Genomic DNA, 16,788 nt, shown 5'->3' with positions numbered 1-16,788 from the left:
CATGACGACGCCGGCCGCGACCATGGATGACCTCGACCGGCCCGGCCGGTTCGATCCGGGTCGCGGCTGGCGCCTGCACCCGCAGGTGGCGGTGCGCCCGGAACCGTTCGGGGCGCTGCTCTACCACTTCGGGACCCGCAAGCTGTCGTTCCTGAAGAACCGCACCGTGCTGGAGCTGGTGCAGTCGCTCGGCGAGTACGACGACGTGCTGAGCGCATGTCGCGCCGCCGGCATCGACGAGGCCGCCCAGCAGCCCTATCTGCACGCGCTTTCCGTGCTGGCTTCATCAAAAATGCTTGTGCCCCAAGATGACCCGAGGGAGGGCTCATGACGTCCGTTGCACCGGTGCCGCGGCTGGTCGATCAGTTCGAGCGAGGCTTGGACGCCCCGATCTGCCTGACCTGGGAACTGACCTACGCATGCAACCTGTCGTGCGTGCACTGCCTGTCGTCGTCCGGCAAGCGTGACCCGCGCGAACTGTCCACGCAGCAGTGCAAGGACATCATCGACGAGCTCGAGCGGATGCAGGTGTTCTACGTGAACATCGGCGGCGGCGAGCCCACGGTCCGCTCGGACTTCTGGGAGCTCGTCGACTACGCCACCGAGCATCACGTCGGCGTGAAGTTCTCCACCAACGGCGTCCGGATCACCCCCGAGGTGGCAGCCAAGCTCGCGGCCAGCGACTACGTCGACGTCCAGATCTCGCTGGATGGCGCCACAGCCGAGGTCAACGACGCGGTGCGCGGGCCCGGTTCCTTCGCGATGGCAGTGCGCGCGCTGGAAAACCTTGCCGCCGCAGGCTTTTCCGACGCCAAGATCTCGGTGGTGGTCACCCGGCACAACGTCGACCAGCTCGACGATTTCAAGGCCCTGGCCGACCGCTACGGCGCCACGCTGCGGATCACGCGGCTGCGTCCGTCCGGTCGCGGCGCCGACGTCTGGGACGAGCTGCACCCGACCGCCGCCCAGCAGGTCCAGCTCTACGACTGGCTGGTGGCGCACGGCGAGCGCGTGCTCACCGGTGACTCGTTCTTCCACCTGTCGGGGCTGGGCGAGCCCGGCGCGCTGGCGGGCCTGAACCTGTGCGGCGCCGGTCGCGTGGTGTGCCTGATCGACCCCGTCGGTGACGTCTACGCCTGCCCGTTCGCCATCCACGACCGGTTCCTGGCCGGAAATGTGGTGTCCGACGGCGGTTTCGACACCGTCTGGAAGTACTCGGAGCTGTTCCGGGAGCTGCGCGAGCCGCAGTCGGCCGGCGCCTGCTCCGGCTGCGCGCACTACGACGCCTGCCGCGGCGGCTGCATGGCCGCGAAGTTCTTCACCGGTCTGCCGATGGACGGCCCGGATCCCGAATGCGTGCAGGGTTACGGGGAGCCGGCGCTGGCCGGCGACCGTGAAATTCCGGCGGCCCGGGTCGACCACTCCCGCACCGGCAACCGCAAGTCACCGTCGGGTCCGATCCCGTTGACCCTGCTCACCACTCCACCGGCGCCGCCCAAGGCGTTCTGCAACGAAAGTCCTGTCTGAATTCATGGCCCGTGATACCTGGTTCGAAACCGTTGCCATCGCCCAACAGCGGGCGAAAAAACGGCTCCCCAAGTCCGCCTACTCTTCGCTGATCTCCGCCAGCGAGAAGGGTGTGTCGGTCTCCGACAACGTCGAAGCCTTCTCCGAACTCGGGTTCGCGCCGCACGTGGTGGGCGCCACCGAGAAGCGTGAGATGGCGACAACCGTGATGGGCCAGGACATTTCGATGCCGGTCATCATCTCGCCGACCGGCGTCCAGGCGATCGACCCCGACGGTGAGGTGGCGGTGGCCCGGGCGGCCGCCGCGCGCGGCACGGCGATGGGGCTGTCGTCGTTTGCGAGCAAGCCGATCGAAGAAGTCACCGCCGTCAACGACAAGATCTTCTTCCAGGTCTACTGGCTGGGGAGCCGCGACGAGATCGCCGAGCGGGTGCAGCGCGCCAAGGACGCCGGCGCGGTGGGCCTGATCGCCACCACCGACTGGAGCTTCAGCCACGGCCGGGACTGGGGCAGCCCGAAGATCCCGGAGCAGATGAACCTGCGCACCATGCTGAAGATGTCCCCGGAGGTCATCACCAAGCCGCGCTGGTTCTTCAGCTACGCCAAGCACCTGCGCCCGCCGGACCTGCGGGTCCCCAACCAGGGCCGGCGCGGGGAACGCGGACCGACGTTCTTCGAGGCCTACGGCCAGTGGATGGGCACCCCCCCGCCGACCTGGGAGGACATCGCCTGGCTGCGGCAGCTGTGGCCGGAGGCGCCGTTCCTGCTCAAGGGCGCGGTGCGGGTCGACGACGCCAAACGCGCTGTGGACGCAGGAGTTTCGGCGATCACGGTGTCCAACCACGGCGGCAACAACCTGGACGGCACGCCCGCGGCGATCCGCTGCCTGCCGGCCATCGCCGACGCGGTGGGCGACCAGATCGAGGTTTTGCTGGACGGTGGCATCCGGCGCGGCAGCGACGTGGTCAAGGCCGTCGCCCTGGGCGCCAAGGCCGTGATGATCGGTCGCGCCTACCTGTGGGGCCTGGCGGCCAACGGCCAGGCCGGTGTCGAGAACGTGCTCGACATCCTGCACGGCGGCATCGACTCCGCGCTGCGGGGCCTGGGCCGCTCGTCCATCCACGACCTGTCGCCGGCCGACATCCTGGTTCCCGAGGGATTCACCCGCACCCTCGGAGCCGATGCGGGCTGACCGGCTGAGACGAGCGTGGCGGACGTGGCTGGCGTGAATGCGCGAGCCGGTTTTCCTCAACGGCAAGAAAAAGAAGTTGCTCGTCTCCCTGAACATCCGGGGCACGCCAGGTGAATCGGGCCTACCATCGGCGGGTGGCCTTTGGAAGTGAGCTCGGCAGTGCGACGTCGGGTGACCTCCTCGGCACATCCACGGTGCTGGTCATTCCGGTGGGTTCCACCGAGCAGCACGGCCCGCACCTTCCGTTGGACACCGACACGCGCATCGCCGAGGCGGTCGCCCGCGAGGTCGCTGCGCGGTCTCAGGACGCCGCCGGCGACGCGCTGCGGTACCTGGTGGCCCCGCCCGTCGCCTACGGCGCCAGCGGCGAGCACGAGGCGTTTGCCGGCACCATATCGATCGGCACCGAGGCGCTGCGCCACCTGCTGGTGGAGTACGGCCGATCGGCGAGTCGCTGGGCCGGCCGCCTGGCCTTCGTCAACGGTCACGGCGGCAACGTGGCGGCCCTGACCGCGGCGGTTGAACTCCTGCGCTCCGAAGGCCGCGACGCCGCCTGGTGTTCGTGTACGGTGCGGGGAGGTGATGCGCACGCCGGGCACACTGAAACGTCTGTATTGCTACATATTTCGCCCGCCGAGGTGAGGTTTGAGCGATCCCGGCCCGGTAATTGCGCTCCGCTGGTAGATCTGATGCCGAGCATGCGCCGCGGGGGGGTCGCGGCAGTGAGTGAGGTGGGAGTGTTGGGGGACCCGACCACGGCAACCGCGACGGCGGGCAAACACCTGTTCGAGGAGATGGTCACCGGCGGTGTCGACCGGATCGCCAGGTGGGAACCCCGCGCCGATGGGATGTTGACATGACCCACGCGCGGCTGCCCGACGGATTCGCCGTCCAGGTGGACCGGCGTGTGCGCGTGCTCGGCGCCGGATCCGCACTGCTCGGCGGTTCGCCGACGCGGCTGCTCCGGCTGGCGCCGGCGGCCCAGACCATGCTCGACGGCGGTCGGCTCGAGGTCCGCGACGCCGTCAGCGCCCAATTGGCCCGAGCCCTGCTCGACGCCACCGTGGCCCATCCGCGCCCGGCCGGCGGGCCGTCGCATCGCGATGTAACCGTCGTCATCCCGGTACGGGACAACCTATCCGGGGTCCGGCGCCTGGTCGGCACGCTACGCGGGCTGCGGGTCGTGGTGGTCGACGACGGATCGCAGACGCCGTTGCTGGCCTCCGATTTCGTCGGGGCCCACTGTGACGTCGAGCTGTTGCGGCACCCGCAGAGCCGGGGACCGGCCGCGGCGCGTAACACCGGTCTGCGGGCCGTCACCACCGACTTCGTGGCCTTCCTGGATTCCGACGTCGTCCCGCGGCGGGGCTGGCTCGAGGCGCTGCTGGGCCACTTCTGTGACCCGGCGGTCGCCCTGGTTGCCCCCCGGATCATCGGGCTGAACTCTCAAGACACCTTGGTGGCCCGTTACGAGGCGATCCGGTCCTCCTTGGACCTCGGACAGCGCGAGGCCCCGGTGGTGCCGTACGGCACCGTGTCGTATGTCCCCAGCGCGGCGATCATCTGCCGCCGGTCGGCGCTGACCGAGCTCGGCGGCTTCGACGAGGCGATGCATTCCGGCGAGGATGTCGACCTGTGCTGGCGGCTGGTCGAGTCCGGGGCCAGACTGCGCTACGAGCCCATCGCGCTGGTGGCACACGAACATCGCACCAGCGTTCGGGACTGGTTGGGCCGCAAGGCTTTCTACGGTAGCTCGGCCGCGCCGTTGTCCAGCCGGCATCCGGACAAGACCGCTCCGCTGGTCATCTCCGGCTGGACCCTGGTGGCCTGGGTGCTGCTGGGGGTGGGTTCCCGGCTGGGTTACCTGGGCTCGCTGCTGGCCGCGCTGGCCACGGGCGGCCGGATCTCGCGCTCCATGCGGGCGCCGGAGACACAGCCGGGCGATGTGGCGTTCGTGGCGGCACGCGGGCTCGGCCTGGCGGCCGTCCAGTTGGCTGCCGCCCTGTGCCGGCACTACTGGCCGGTGGCACTGGTGCTGGCGATGGTGTCGCAACGATGGCGCCGGGTGGTCGTGGTCGCGGCGATCGTCGACGGCGTAGTCGACTGGGTGGCGCGGCGACGCAACGCCACCAGCGACGACGCCAAACCGCTGGGGCTGTGCACCTATGTGGCGATGAAGCGGCTCGACGACCTCGCCTACGGTGTGGGGCTGTGGCACGGCGCGCTGCGCGAGCGGAACCCCCGCCCGCTCAAGCCACAGATCAGGGCGTGAGCCCGGGTTCGGGCACCGCGCCGGACCGGACCCACAGCGACCTGCTGGTGATCGGCGCGGGTAGCGCCGGTTCGGTGGTGGCCGAACGTCTTTCGGCGGACCCCGACTGTTCGGTGACGGTGCTGGAGGCGGGGCCGGGCCCATCGGACCCCGGGGTGGCGGCCCTGACCGATGACGCCACGGTGCTGCCGGTCGGCGCCGCGAGCCCGTTGGCGGCGCGCTTCGCGACGCAACTGACCGACAACCCGGCCAGGGTGGTGGAGTTGGTGCGGGGCGCGACCGTGGGCGGTTCGGGCGCGGTCAACGGCGGCTACTTCTGCCGGGCCGTCCCGGATGACTTCGCCGCGTGGGATCTTCCTGGCTGGCGGTGGGACGACGTGTTGCCGCACTACCGCGCCATCGAGACCGACCTGGACTTCGACGGACCGTCCCATGGCGACACGGGACCGATCCGGATCCGTCGCACCGCGGAAATCGTCGGCAGCACAGCGCTTTTCCTGCAGGCCACCGCCGATCACGGCTTTGCGTGGCTGCCCGACCTCAACGACGGTGCGGCGCCGGGGTTGCCGACGGGGATCGGGCCGGTCCCGCTCAACATCGTCGACGGGGCACGGCTCGGGCCCGGCGCGGCGTTCTTGACGCCCGCACTCGGCCGCCGGAATCTGACGGTGCTGGCCCGCAGCCGGGTGTTGCGGTTGCGGTTCGACGGTTCCCGCGCCGTCGGTGTCGACGTGCTCGGCCCGCACGGCCCGCGGGTGTACACCGCGGACCGGATCGTATTGTGCGCCGGCGCAATCGCAACGGCACACCTGCTGATGCTGTCCGGGGTCGGGGATGCGGCGACGCTGCGCCGGTGCGGAATCCCGGTGGTGCAGCACCATGCGGTGGGTGCCCGTTGTTCGGACCATCCCGAGTGGGTGCTGCCCACCACCTGGGTCGTCGAACCGCGGCGCCCGGTGCTCGAGGTGGTGCTGAGCCTGGCCGACGATCTGGAGATCCGGCCATACACCGGCGGTTTCGTCGCCATGCTGGGGAACGGGAGCGCCGGCCGCCCGGACTGGCCGCACGTCGGGGTCGCGCTGATGAAGCCGCGCTCCCGCGCCACGCTGAGGCTGGTCTCGGCGGACCCGGGGGTCGCGCCGCGGATCGCCCACCACTACGACTCGGAGCCGGCCGACGTCGCGAGGTTGCGGCACGGCGCCGAGTTCGCCCACGAAATCATCGGCACCGCAACGACCCTGGGGGAGCCGGCGTGGTCGACCTCGCAGCATTTGTGCGGCAGCGTCCCGATGGGGGCCGAGCACGATCCCTACGCGGTGCTCGACGAACGGTGTCGGGTGCGCGGCGTCGATGGACTGTGGGTGATCGACGGTTCGGTCATGCCGCGGGTTCCGAGTCGGGGTCCGCATGCGACGACGGTGATGTTGGCGCATCGGGCCGCGGAGTTCGTCGGGTCCTGAGTGCCCGGATCACCGCGAGCTGGCGGCCGTCGCGGCCGGGTGCCCACAGACCGATCAGCAGCGCCGCGGCGATGATCACCAGTGCCAACGACAGCAGCGAGTTGTGCAGACCATGCACGAACGCGGCGTGGCTCAGGGCGAGCAGGTCGGCGCCCCGCTCGCCGAGTTGCTCGGCGACCGCCATGGACTCGCCGAGCGATCGCGCGGCCGCCTCCCGAACCGGCTCGGGATACGAATCAAGTTGGGGTGCAATGGCATTCGCGTACCCGGTGGCCAACAGTGACCCGGCCAGCGCGATGCCGAGCGCGGCCCCGACCTCGCGGGTGGTGTCGTTGACCGCGGAGGCGACCCCCTGCTTCTCGTTGGGCACCGAGGACATGATGGCCGCGGTGGTCGGCGCCACCGACATCCCGATGCCGCAACTGAGCACCACCAGGGGCCAGGCCAGATCCCAATAGGGCGAATTGGTTTCGAGGCCGCGCAGCGCCAGGTAACCCGCGGCGGTGAGCAGCAGCCCGACGAAGACGACCACCCGTAGGCCCAGGCGCGGCGTGTACCAGAACGACGTGGCGGACAGCAGGACCATGGGGCCGCCCAGCGGCGCGATCGCCACGGCCGTTTCCAGCGCGCTGTAACCCATGACCAACTGGACGTGCTGCATGATCACGAAGAAGAAGCCGAACAGCGCCAGGAACAGCACGGTGACCGTGGCGGCGCCGGTGGCGAAGTCGACGTTGCCGAACAACCGCACGTCGAGCAGCGGATGCTGCCGCCGCAGCTCGATGGCGCCGAACGCGACTGCCAGCAGGACGCCGACGGTCAGGCAGCCGTAGACCAGCGGATGGTCCCAGCCGTGCACGGGGGCCTCCAGGATGCCGAACACGAAGGTCGCGACGGCGGCGCCGATGACGACTGCGCCGAGCCAATCCAGCGGCTTGGAGTCGAGCTCCCGGGAGGTGGGCATGGTCATGGTCAGCGGCACCAACACGGTCGCGACGATCGCGAACGCCCAGAAGATGGCCGGCCACGCCCAGAAGTGCAGCAGTATGCCGGATCCGAGCATGCCGAGCAGTCCGCCGACGCAGGAGACACCGGCCCAGATGCCGACGGCCTTGGTCCGCTCGTCGGCCGGGAAGGCGGTGGTGATCAGCGACAGCGTGGCGGGCATGATGAGCGCGGCGCCCGCGCCGGCCCCGGCGCGCGCGAGGATCAGCAGGTCCGCGCCGGTCCAGATCAGCGGGGCGGCCGAGGCCAGCGCGAAGACGGCCAGGCCTGCGATCAGGGCGCCGCGACGTCCGTAGCGGTCCCCGATGGCCCCCGCGGGCAACAGCAGGCAGGCCATCACCAGCGTGTAGCTGTCGACGATCCAGGTGAGCTGCGTCTGGGTGGCCGAGGTCTCGACCGCGATGTCACCGAGCGCGGTGTTCAGCGCCACCATCGACGACATCACCAACGCCAGGCCGAAGCAGGCCAGCGTCAGCGTCCACAGCCTTGCGCGAGTCGACAGTCCGGTCGTCGCGGGGTCGGTAGGCTGATCGAGCTGGGTGGATGTGTCGACCACGGTCGGACGCCCCCTTAGCGGCAGATGAAGTTTCGAGACTAACAGTCTTGTAGCGTGGTGAACACTTTGCTGGAAAAAGACGAAGGCACGAACGGCACCGGTCGCACCGATCCACGGCCCGCTCGTTCCCGGGCGCGGCTATTGGAAGCGGCGACCGCGCTGCTGCGGACCGGCGGTCCCAGCGCGGTCACCGTCGACGCGGTGCTACGCGGCGCCAATGTCGCCCGAGCCACCCTCTACCGGCATTTTCCCAGCGGTAACGACCTGCTGGCGGCGGCGTTCCAGAGCCTGATCCCGCCCGCCCCGATGCCGCCCGAGGACGGCGAGCTGCGGGATCGGCTGCGGGCGCTCATGGAGGCGTGGGCCGACCACATCGCCGAAGCGCCGGCACTGCTGACCGCGATGAACTGGCTGGCGTTGGGCCGGGATCTGGAGCACATGCCGGCCGCCCAGGAGGACCGGTCGGCCGGCTCCGCGGACAATTCCGACAGCGACGAGGTGCGCACCCTGCGGGAGCGCATCGCGCAGCAGTACGCGGCACCGTTCGACGCCATCTTCGACAGCCCGCAGGCCGCGGCCGAACTCGTCGAGTTCGACCGGGCCACCGCGATGGCGTTGTTACTCGGTCCGCTGGTGACGACCAAGCTCTCCACGCTGGCCGACGCCGACTACCGCGAGTGTGTGCGCGCGGCAGTCGACGGCTTCCTGCACGTCTACGGCAGGCCGGTCAGCGCAGCGAGTACCGAATAGGCAGGTGCTTGAGCCCGCCGACGAAGACGGTGGAGGTCAGCTCCGGCTTACCGGCCAGCTCGATGGAGGTCAGCCGCGGGATCAACGCGCTGAAGAAGCTGTTGATCTCCATCCGGGCCAGCGCGGCGCCCAGGCAGAAGTGCACGCCGTAGCCGAACGCCAGATGCTTGTTGGGGTCCCGCCCCACGTCGAAGCTGAACGGGTCGTCGAAGACCTCCTCGTCCCGGTTCGCCGAAAGGTAAGCGAGGTAGACGGATTCGCCCTCCTTGATCGGTACGCCGCGGACCTCGGTGTCGGCCGCCGCGGTCCGCATGAACTCCTTGACCGGGGTGGTCCAGCGGATCATCTCCTCGACCGCCAGCGGCATCAGGCTCATGTCGTCACCGAGGCGCGCCAGCTGATCCGGGTTCTCGATCAGCGCCCGTAGCCCACCGGAGATGGCGTGGCTGGTGGTGTCGTGCCCCGCGCTGGCGACGATCACGTAGTAGGACAGGCAGTCGACGTCGGAGAGCAGCTCGCCGTCGACCCGTCCGTTGGCGATCGCCGACGCCAGATCGTCGGTGGGATTGGCCCGCCGGTCCTGGGTCAGCTTGTTGAAGTAGGCGAAGAAGTCCATCAACGTCTGGAGCTTCTCCTCGGGCGTGGTGCCGCGCTGGTACTCCTCCTCATCGCCGCCGAACAGTTCCTGGGTCAGTTGCAGCATCCGGGGGAAGTCCGACTCGGGCAGACCCAGCAGCGACATGATGACGTACAGCGGGAAGTTGACGGACACCTCGGTGACGAAGTCGCATTCCGGTCCGATCTCGGCCATCTTGTCGACGTAGTGCTTGGCCAACTCGTCGACCCGGGTCTGCATCGCGCGCATCGCCTTGGGACGGAACCAGTCCGCGCCGATGGCGCGCACCTTGCGGTGGTGCGGGTCGTCCATGTGGATCAGCGTGCGCAGGCCCATCCCCGCCTCCAGCTGCGCCTTGGCCAGGTCGTCGGCCTCGGCGGTGGCCAGCAGCGGCCGGGGTTCGGACAGCCACAGGTCGTTGGCCCGCTCGATGTCCATGATGTCGGCGTGCTTGGTGACCGCGAAGAACGGCCGGTACGGCGGCTGATCGACCCACGCGACCGGGTTGTTGGCCCGCAGCCAGGTCATCGCCGTGTGCAGCCGGTCCTCGTCGGCATAGGCCGACGGGTCGGCGAAAACCTTCGCGGCCTCGTCCATCGTGCGAGCGGTCACCCGAACCTCCCTTGTGCGTAACTGTTCTTACAGTCAGTCTGGCCGACCGGTGTGCCACCTGCCCCGGTTTTCACCGAACCCGCTCAGCGCAGCGAGTACCGGATGGGCAGGTGCTTGAGCCCGCCGACGAAGATGGTCTTGGTGTATTCCGGCTCGCCGGCCAACTCGATCGACTCGATCCGCGGGATCAGCTCGGTGAACAGGCTGTTCATCTCCATCCGGGCGAGCGCGGCGCCCAGGCAGAAGTGCACCCCATAGCCGAACGACAGGTGGTTGTTGGGGTCGCGGCCGACGTCGAACTTGAACGGCTCGTCGAAGATCTCCTCGTCGCGGTTGGCCGAGACATAGGACAGGTACACCGACTCACCCTTGGCGATCGGCACGCCGCGGACCTCGGTGTCGGCGGTCGCGGTGCGCATGAACTCCTTGACCGGGGTCGACCAGCGGATCATCTCCTCGACGGCCAGCGGCATCAGGGACATGTCGTTCTTGAGCCGCGCCAACTGATCGGGATTCTGGATCAGCGCGCCCAGGCCGCCCGAGATGGCGTCCTTGGTGGTGTCGTGACCGGCGCTGGCCACGATCACGTAGTAGGAGACGGTGTCCATGTCCGACATCAGATCGCCGTTGATGGTGCCGTTGGCGATCGCCGACGCGAGGTCGTTGGTCGGGTTGGCGCGTCGGGACTCGGTCACCTTGTTGAAGTAGGTGAAGAAGTCCAGCAGCACGGCCAGGATGTCCTCCGTGGTGCCCTCGCCGCGCTGATGTTCGTCGTCCTCGCCGCCGAACATCTCCTGGGTGAGCTTGAGCATCCGCGGGAAGTCTTCCTCGGGCAGGCCGAGCAGCGACAGGATCACGTACAGCGGATAGTTGATCGCGATGTCGGTGACGAAGTCGCATTCGGGGCCGATCTCGACCATCCGGTCGACGTAGCGCTTGGCCAGTTCGTCGACGCGGACCTTGAGATCGCGCATCGCCTTGGGGCGGAACCAGTCGGCGCCGATCTTGCGCACGTCGCGGTGGTGCGGGTCGTCCATGTGGATCAGCGTGCGCAGCCCGACGCCGGCGTCCTGGTCGCGTTTGACGGCGTCCTCGGTCTCGGCCGGCAGCAACAGCGGGCGCGGCTCGCTGATCCACAGCTCGTTGTCGCGTTCGATGTCCATGATGTCGGAGTGCTTGGTGATGCCCCAGAACGGCCGGTACGGCGGGTTGTCCACCCAGGCGACCGGCTCGTTGGCCCGCAGCCACGTCAGTGCCTCATGGAGGCGATCGTTGTCGGCGTAGGCGTTGGGGTCGGCCAGGACCCGCCCTTGTTCGCTGGCTTGGCGGGCGGTGGTCGAGCTGGTCAATTCGCGCTCCTCGCGGTCCGTGCAGAAAAACTTGACGGGTGTCAGGTGCCAGTGTGGCCGATGGTTCGCGATCGGGGAAGAGGATTTTCAAACTGGGGACTTTCGTCCACTGCCGTAGGGTGAATTCTCGTGCCGTTGCGATGTCTGGGCGCGCTGGCGTTGTCCGCGGCGCTCGTGCTGGCGGGCTGCAGCGCCGGGGCCGACGCTGTCGATGACAACATCGTCGCGACGCCCCCGGCGCCCGGCCTCGATGCGGGCGTCGCCGACACCACCGCCGGCGAGGTGCGCGGTCAGGTGGCCCCGGGATACGTTCTGTTCGAGGGCATTCCGTACGCCGCGGCCCCGGTGGGCCCGCTGCGCTGGCAGCCGCCGAGTCCGCCGGCGCCCTGGGACGGCATGCGGGACGCGAGCAGTCCCGGCCCCCGATGCATCCAGGACGTGGCGCTGGACCCCGGTACCGGCCAGGACTACTCCGAGGACTGCCTGTCGCTGAACGTCTGGACGCCGCAAGGCGCCGCCGCCCGGCCCGTCATGGTGTGGATCCACGGCGGCGGGTTCGCCAACGGCAGCGGCGACCAGTACGACGCCGCGTGGTTGGTCACCCGGGGCGACATCGTCGTGGTGACACTGAACTACCGGCTGGGTGCGCTGGGCTTCCTCGCCCACCCGGGGATCGGCGACGGCAACTACGGGCTGGCCGACCAGCAGGCCGCGCTGCGCTGGGTGCGCGACAACATCGCGCAATTCGGCGGCGACCCGGACAAGGTGACCATCGCGGGGGAGTCCGCCGGAGCCGTGTCGGTCTGCGATCACCTCGTCGCGCCCGAGTCGGCCGGGTTGTTCCGCGCCGCGATCATCCAGAGCGGTCCGTGTCAGCAGCAGCCCGAACTGCCCGCGGCGCGCGCGGCCAGCATCGACTACGCCCGCACGGTCGGCTGCGCCGACCCCGAGTCGGCGGCGGACTGTCTGCGGTCGCTGCCGCCTGCCGCGTTGAAGGGGTCGCCGCGGTACGCGTGGATTGGCGCCGCCGGACTCAGCGGCCCGGTGCTGGGCACCGCGGCACTACCGGTCGCTCCGGTCGAGGCGGCGGGCACCGCGGCCGCGGCCCGGGTGCCGGTGTTGATCGGGACGACGCGCGACGAGTTCACCTTCTTCACCGCGCTGCACTATCTGCACACCGGGAAGGTGCCGACGGCGCAGGCGTATCCGGAGCAGTTGGCCGAGATCTTCGGGGCCGACTCCGCGGCGGTCGCGGCGCGCTATCCGCCCGAGGAGTTCGGCGGCAACGTCGCCCTGGCGTATTCGGCGGCCGTCACCGACGGGATGTTCGCCTGCGTGGCCGACCGGATGGCCGCCGAGCTGTCCGAGTCGGCGCCGGTCTACGCCTACGAATTCAGCGACCGCACCGCCCCGGCCCCCGACCCGTTGCGCACCGTGCCGTTCCCCGTGGGCGCCAGCCACTCATTGGAGTTGCGCTATCTGTTCGACGTCGGCGGGGCGCCGTCGCTGGATCCCGCCCAGCGCGAATTGTCGCGGGAGATGCTTGATTTCTGGAGCGAGTTCGTCCGCACCGGCTCGCCCGTCGGCCCCGGCGCCCAGCCCTGGCCGGCGGTGCGCGACGGCGCCGATCCGCGAATGTCGTTGCAGACCGGCGGCAGTCGCGTCACGACCACCTTCGACGACGAGCACCACTGCGCGTTCTGGGCGGGGTTGCGGCCCTAGTCGCCGCGCCCTCCGGCCGGCGTCACCCAGGTGGTGATGTCGGCGCGCACCACCTCAGTGCCGGTGCGGTCGGTGATGCTGACGGCGACCACGACGTCGGCACCTTCGGTGATCGTGGCGAAGTCCGGTGGTTCCAGACGGGCGGTGGCCCGCAGGGAACTCGTGGCCGCCCCCAGATACGCCACCGTCATCCCCTTGGGGATCCAGCGGTGGGTGCGGGGCACGGTGGCCTCCATGAGCATGCCCATCGCGACCTCGGCGGCGTTGCAGGAGGCGATGGCGTGCACGGTGTGCAGATGGTTGTGGACCAGGAACCACTTCGGGACGGACACCTGGGCCAGGCCGGGTTCCATCCGCTCGACGTGCGGCAGCACCGAGGCGAAATAGGGGACCCGCAGCATCGCGGCCGCGGAGAACAGCCGCGTGCCGCCGGGCCACCGCGCAAGGCGCCGCCAATTCCGATAAGTGCCGGTGTCCTCGGCGCTGCCCGGTGTCATGGCCACACCTTACCCGAGAGTAAGATCGGCTCGGAATGTCGCTGATCGCCCGCCCGCGCCGGGGCGGATCGGAACCCGTTTCCTGGTCGGGCCAGCAATTTGGATGACATGGGATCTTCAGGCATACTATTCGGGTTGCCCTGAGCCAGGACTGGCTCCGGGCGGACGACCAGCGCCCGCACGGGCGCGTCCGGTCCCATCTTCGATCGCGGCGAGAAAACTCAGCGCGATCGAGGCTGCGAAGGGCGACACGCCCGACCGCGGGGGCCGGTGAACCAGAGACAGGTAAACAGCGGCGGCACAAGAGCGCGATCAGCGTTCGAGCACCACAGTTTGAGCTCGACCGGGTTCCCGACGACGGGTCCGGTCATGACAGTGAGGTAGGAGAAGCGTGGCGGGACAGAAGATCCGCATCAGGCTCAAGGCCTACGACCACGAGGCTATTGACGCCTCGGCGCGCAAGATCGTGGAAACGGTCACCCGTACCGGTGCCAGCGTGGTCGGCCCGGTGCCGCTGCCCACCGAGAAGAACGTGTACTGCGTCATCCGGTCCCCGCATAAGTACAAGGACTCGCGGGAGCACTTCGAGATGCGGACGCACAAGCGGTTGATCGACATCCTCGACCCGACGCCCAAGACCGTTGACGCTCTCATGCGCATCGATCTGCCGGCCAGTGTCGACGTGAACATCCAGTAGGAGACCAGAAGAAGATGGCTAGAAAAGGCATTCTGGGCACCAAGCTGGGCATGACGCAGGTGTTCGACGAGAACAACAAGGTCGTTCCCGTCACGGTCGTCAAGGCTGGTCCCAACGTTGTGACGCGCATCCGCACCCCGGAGCGCGACGGGTACAGCGCCGTGCAGCTCGCCTACGGCGAGATCAGCCCGCGCAAGGTCAACAAGCCCGTCACCGGGCAGTACGCCGCCGCCGGGGTCAACCCGCGCCGGCACCTCGCCGAGCTCCGTCTCGACGACGAGACCGCCGCCGCCGAATACGAGGTGGGGCAGGAGCTGACCGCCGAGATCTTCGCGGACGGCGCCTATGTCGACGTGACCGGCACCAGCAAGGGCAAGGGCTTCGCAGGCACCATGAAGCGGCACGGCTTCGCCGGCCAGGGCGCAAGCCACGGCACCCAGGCCGTGCACCGCCGGCCCGGTTCGATCGGTGGCTGCGCCACCCCGGGCCGAGTCTTCAAGGGCACTCGCATGTCGGGCCGGATGGGCAACGACAACGTCACCACGCAGAACCTGAAGGTGCACAAGGTCGACGCCGAGAACGGCGTCCTGCTGATCAAGGGCGCCATCCCGGGACGCAACGGCGGTCTGGTCATGGTTCGCACCGCGATCAAACGAGGTGAGAAGTAGACATGGCGTTCACAATTGACGTACTTGCCCCCGGCGGCAAGAAGGACGGCACGGTGGAACTCCCGGCTGCCCTGTTCGACGTCGAGCCGAACATCGCGCTGATGCACCAGGTGGTCATCGCGCAGCTGGCGGCCGCGCGGCAGGGTACGCACTCCACCAAGACCCGCGGCGAGGTCCGCGGCGGTGGCAAGAAGCCGTACCGGCAGAAGGGCACCGGTCGCGCCCGGCAGGGTTCGACCCGCTCGCCGCAGTTCACCGGCGGTGGCGTCGTGCACGGCCCCAAGCCGCGCGACTACAGCCAGCGGACCCCGAAGAAGATGATCGCCGCCGCCCTGCGCGGAGCGCTCTCGGACCGGGCCCGCAACCAGCGCATCCATGCCATCACCGAGCTGGTGAGCGGTCAGACCCCGTCGACCAAGAGCGCGCGGACGTTCCTGGAGTCGCTTCTGGCCGACCGGACGACCGGGAAGAACAAGGTGCTGGTCGTGCTCGGCCGGACCGACCAGGTGGGCGCCAAGAGCGTGAGCAATCTGCCTGGCGTGCACGTGGTCGCGCCGGATCAGCTGAACACCTACGACGTGCTCAACGCCGACGACCTGGTGTTCTCGGTGGAGGCGCTGAACAGCTTCATCGAGGCCAACTCGAGGACCGAGAAAGAAGAGGTGTCGGCCTGATGGCAAACGTGACTGACCCCCGCGACATCATCCTCGCCCCGGTCATCTCCGAGAAGTCCTACGGTCTGATCGAGGACAACGTGTACACCTTCGTGGTGCACCCGGACTCGAACAAGACGCAGATCAAGATCGCCATCGAAAAGATCTTCAAGGTCAAGGTCGACTCGGTGAACACCGCCAACCGGCAGGGCAAGCGCAAGCGCACCCGCACCGGCTACGGCCAGCGCAAGAGCACCAAGCGCGCGATCGTGACGCTGGCCGCCGGCAGCAAGCCGATTGACCTGTTCGGAGCCCCGGCCTGACCGCCGGCTAGGACGCAGAGACCCAGAAAGACTTAGCAGACATGGCAATTCGCAAGTACAAGCCGACGACCCCCGGTCGCCGCGGTGCCAGCGTCTCCGATTTCGCCGAGATCACTCGCGACCATCCGGAGAAGTCGCTGGTTCGTCCGCTGCACGGCAAGGGCGGGCGTAACGCGCACGGCCGGATCACCACCCGGCACAAGGGCGGTGGCCACAAGCGCGCCTACCGCGTGATCGATTTCCGTCGCCACGACAAGGACGGCGTCAACGCCAAGGTCGCCCACATCGAGTACGACCCCAACCGCACCGCGAACATCGCGCTGCTGCACTTCCTGGACGGGACCAAGCGGTACATCATCGCGCCGGACGGGATCAAGCAGGGCGACGTCATCGAGTCGGGCGCCAACGCCGACATCAAGCCGGGCAACAACCTGCCGCTGCGCAACATCCCCGCCGGTACCGTGATCCACGCCGTGGAACTGCGGCCCGGCGGCGGCGCGAAGCTGGCCCGCTCGGCCGGCGTCAGCATCCAGTTGCTCGGCAAGGAAGGCACCTACGCGTCGCTGCGGATGCCGTCCGGCGAGATCCGCCGCGTCGATGTGCGCTGCCGCGCCACCATCGGTGAGGTGGGCAACGCCGAACAGGCGAACATCAACTGGGGCAAGGCCGGCCGGATGCGCTGGAAGGGCAAGCGCCCCTCGGTCCGCGGTGTCGTGATGAACCCGGTCGACCACCCGCACGGTGGTGGTGAAGGCAAGACCTCCGGTGGCCGTCACCCGGTGAGCCCATGGGGCCAGCCCGAGGGCCGCACCCGCAAGCCCAACAAGCCGAGCGACAAGCTCATCGTCCGACGCCGGCGCACCGGCAAGAAGCGCTAGGAGTACATAGC

Annotated in this window: 17 protein-coding genes; 13 read left to right on the top strand and 4 right to left on the bottom strand. The window is 69.0% G+C overall.

All coding sequences use genetic code 11. The features are described from left to right. The first annotated feature begins 1 nt into the window (after position 1). The 6 genes from mftB (at position 2) to mftG (ending at position 6,451) form a co-directional block, all read left to right on the top strand. Positions 2-331 carry a mycofactocin biosynthesis chaperone MftB gene (mftB, locus tag R2K23_RS18240; RefSeq protein WP_316511529.1) on the top strand — a complete coding sequence of 110 codons (330 nt, stop codon included), beginning with the start codon at positions 2-4 and terminating at the stop codon, positions 329-331. Beyond that, positions 328-1,527, top strand: a complete 1,200-nt coding sequence (gene mftC / locus R2K23_RS18235) for a mycofactocin radical SAM maturase (protein WP_316511528.1) — start codon at positions 328-330, stop codon at positions 1,525-1,527. The genes mftB and mftC overlap by 4 nt, the downstream gene beginning before the upstream one ends. Before the next feature lie 4 nt (positions 1,528-1,531). Then, positions 1,532-2,719, top strand: coding sequence for a pre-mycofactocin synthase MftD (mftD, locus tag R2K23_RS18230; RefSeq protein WP_316511527.1), 1,188 nt, complete (start codon positions 1,532-1,534; stop codon positions 2,717-2,719). A 110-nt stretch (positions 2,720-2,829) separates the two neighbouring features. Then, a complete protein-coding gene (mftE, locus tag R2K23_RS18225; RefSeq protein ID WP_316511526.1) occupies positions 2,830-3,579 on the top strand; it encodes a mycofactocin biosynthesis peptidyl-dipeptidase MftE in 750 nt (249 codons plus the stop codon). Next, on the top strand, positions 3,576-4,991 hold the full coding sequence (mftF, locus tag R2K23_RS18220; RefSeq protein ID WP_316511524.1) for a mycofactocin biosynthesis glycosyltransferase MftF: 1,416 nt from the start codon (positions 3,576-3,578) through the stop codon (positions 4,989-4,991). The genes mftE and mftF overlap by 4 nt, the downstream gene beginning before the upstream one ends. Next, complete coding sequence (gene mftG / locus R2K23_RS18215; RefSeq protein WP_316511522.1) at positions 4,988-6,451, top strand: mycofactocin dehydrogenase MftG; 1,464 nt, start codon at positions 4,988-4,990, stop codon at positions 6,449-6,451. The genes mftF and mftG overlap by 4 nt, the downstream gene beginning before the upstream one ends. Here the strand turns inward: mftG and R2K23_RS18210 are convergent. Next, on the bottom strand, positions 6,369-8,012 hold the full coding sequence (locus tag R2K23_RS18210; RefSeq protein ID WP_316511520.1) for an MFS transporter: 1,644 nt from the start codon (positions 8,010-8,012) through the stop codon (positions 6,369-6,371). The genes mftG and R2K23_RS18210 overlap by 83 nt on opposite strands. 54 nt (positions 8,013-8,066) lie before the next feature. Between R2K23_RS18210 and R2K23_RS18205 the strand changes: the two genes are divergently transcribed. Continuing rightward, the gene (locus tag R2K23_RS18205) at positions 8,067-8,762 is read left to right on the top strand and encodes a TetR/AcrR family transcriptional regulator (protein ID WP_316511519.1); all 696 of its coding nucleotides are present in this window, start codon (positions 8,067-8,069) and stop codon (positions 8,760-8,762) included. On the opposite strand, the gene R2K23_RS18200 is transcribed toward R2K23_RS18205, so the two are convergent. Both R2K23_RS18200 and R2K23_RS18195 read right to left on the bottom strand, forming a co-directional pair. Then, positions 8,740-9,975, bottom strand: coding sequence for a cytochrome P450 (locus tag R2K23_RS18200; protein ID WP_316517376.1), 1,236 nt, complete (start codon positions 9,973-9,975; stop codon positions 8,740-8,742). The two genes, R2K23_RS18205 and R2K23_RS18200, sit on opposite strands and share 23 nt — an antisense overlap. Positions 9,976-10,073: 98 nt before the next feature. Next, positions 10,074-11,339: a cytochrome P450 gene (locus R2K23_RS18195; RefSeq protein WP_316511518.1), complete on the bottom strand. Its 1,266-nt coding sequence runs from the start codon at positions 11,337-11,339 to the stop codon at positions 10,074-10,076. A gap of 129 nt (positions 11,340-11,468) precedes the next feature. On the opposite strand from R2K23_RS18195, the gene R2K23_RS18190 reads away from it, so the two are divergent. Beyond that, positions 11,469-13,061: a carboxylesterase/lipase family protein gene (locus tag R2K23_RS18190; RefSeq protein WP_396892304.1), complete on the top strand. Its 1,593-nt coding sequence runs from the start codon at positions 11,469-11,471 to the stop codon at positions 13,059-13,061. Here the strand turns inward: R2K23_RS18190 and R2K23_RS18185 are convergent. Further along, positions 13,058-13,558, bottom strand: coding sequence for a hotdog fold domain-containing protein (locus tag R2K23_RS18185; protein ID WP_316511515.1), 501 nt, complete (start codon positions 13,556-13,558; stop codon positions 13,058-13,060). The two genes, R2K23_RS18190 and R2K23_RS18185, sit on opposite strands and share 4 nt — an antisense overlap. A 391-nt stretch (positions 13,559-13,949) precedes the next feature. Between R2K23_RS18185 and rpsJ the strand changes: the two genes are divergently transcribed. Genes rpsJ through rplB form a run of 5 tightly spaced genes read left to right on the top strand, consistent with a single transcriptional unit; the run spans position 13,950 to position 16,777 of the window. Continuing rightward, entirely contained in the window at positions 13,950-14,255 is a 306-nt protein-coding gene (gene rpsJ / locus R2K23_RS18180; RefSeq protein WP_003883485.1) for a 30S ribosomal protein S10, read from the top strand. Between the two features lie 14 nt (positions 14,256-14,269). Beyond that, a complete protein-coding gene (gene rplC / locus R2K23_RS18175; RefSeq protein ID WP_316511514.1) occupies positions 14,270-14,923 on the top strand; it encodes a 50S ribosomal protein L3 in 654 nt (217 codons plus the stop codon). 2 nt (positions 14,924-14,925) lie between these two features. Beyond that, positions 14,926-15,597, top strand: a complete 672-nt coding sequence (gene rplD / locus R2K23_RS18170) for a 50S ribosomal protein L4 (protein ID WP_316511513.1) — start codon at positions 14,926-14,928, stop codon at positions 15,595-15,597. Beyond that, the gene (rplW, locus tag R2K23_RS18165; RefSeq protein ID WP_316511512.1) at positions 15,597-15,899 is read left to right on the top strand and encodes a 50S ribosomal protein L23; all 303 of its coding nucleotides are present in this window, start codon (positions 15,597-15,599) and stop codon (positions 15,897-15,899) included. Before rplD ends, rplW begins: the two co-directional genes overlap by 1 nt. 41 nt (positions 15,900-15,940) lie before the next feature. Next, the gene (rplB, locus tag R2K23_RS18160; RefSeq protein WP_316511511.1) at positions 15,941-16,777 is read left to right on the top strand and encodes a 50S ribosomal protein L2; all 837 of its coding nucleotides are present in this window, start codon (positions 15,941-15,943) and stop codon (positions 16,775-16,777) included. Positions 16,778-16,788: the final 11 nt, after the last annotated feature.

Origin of the sequence: Mycolicibacterium sp. MU0050, from assembly GCF_963378085.1 — a bacterium.
GTDB lineage: Bacteria > Actinomycetota > Actinomycetes > Mycobacteriales > Mycobacteriaceae > Mycobacterium > Mycobacterium wendilense.
Note: the sequence above shows the minus strand (reverse complement) of the source record. Positions and strands in the feature narration are given on the sequence as shown.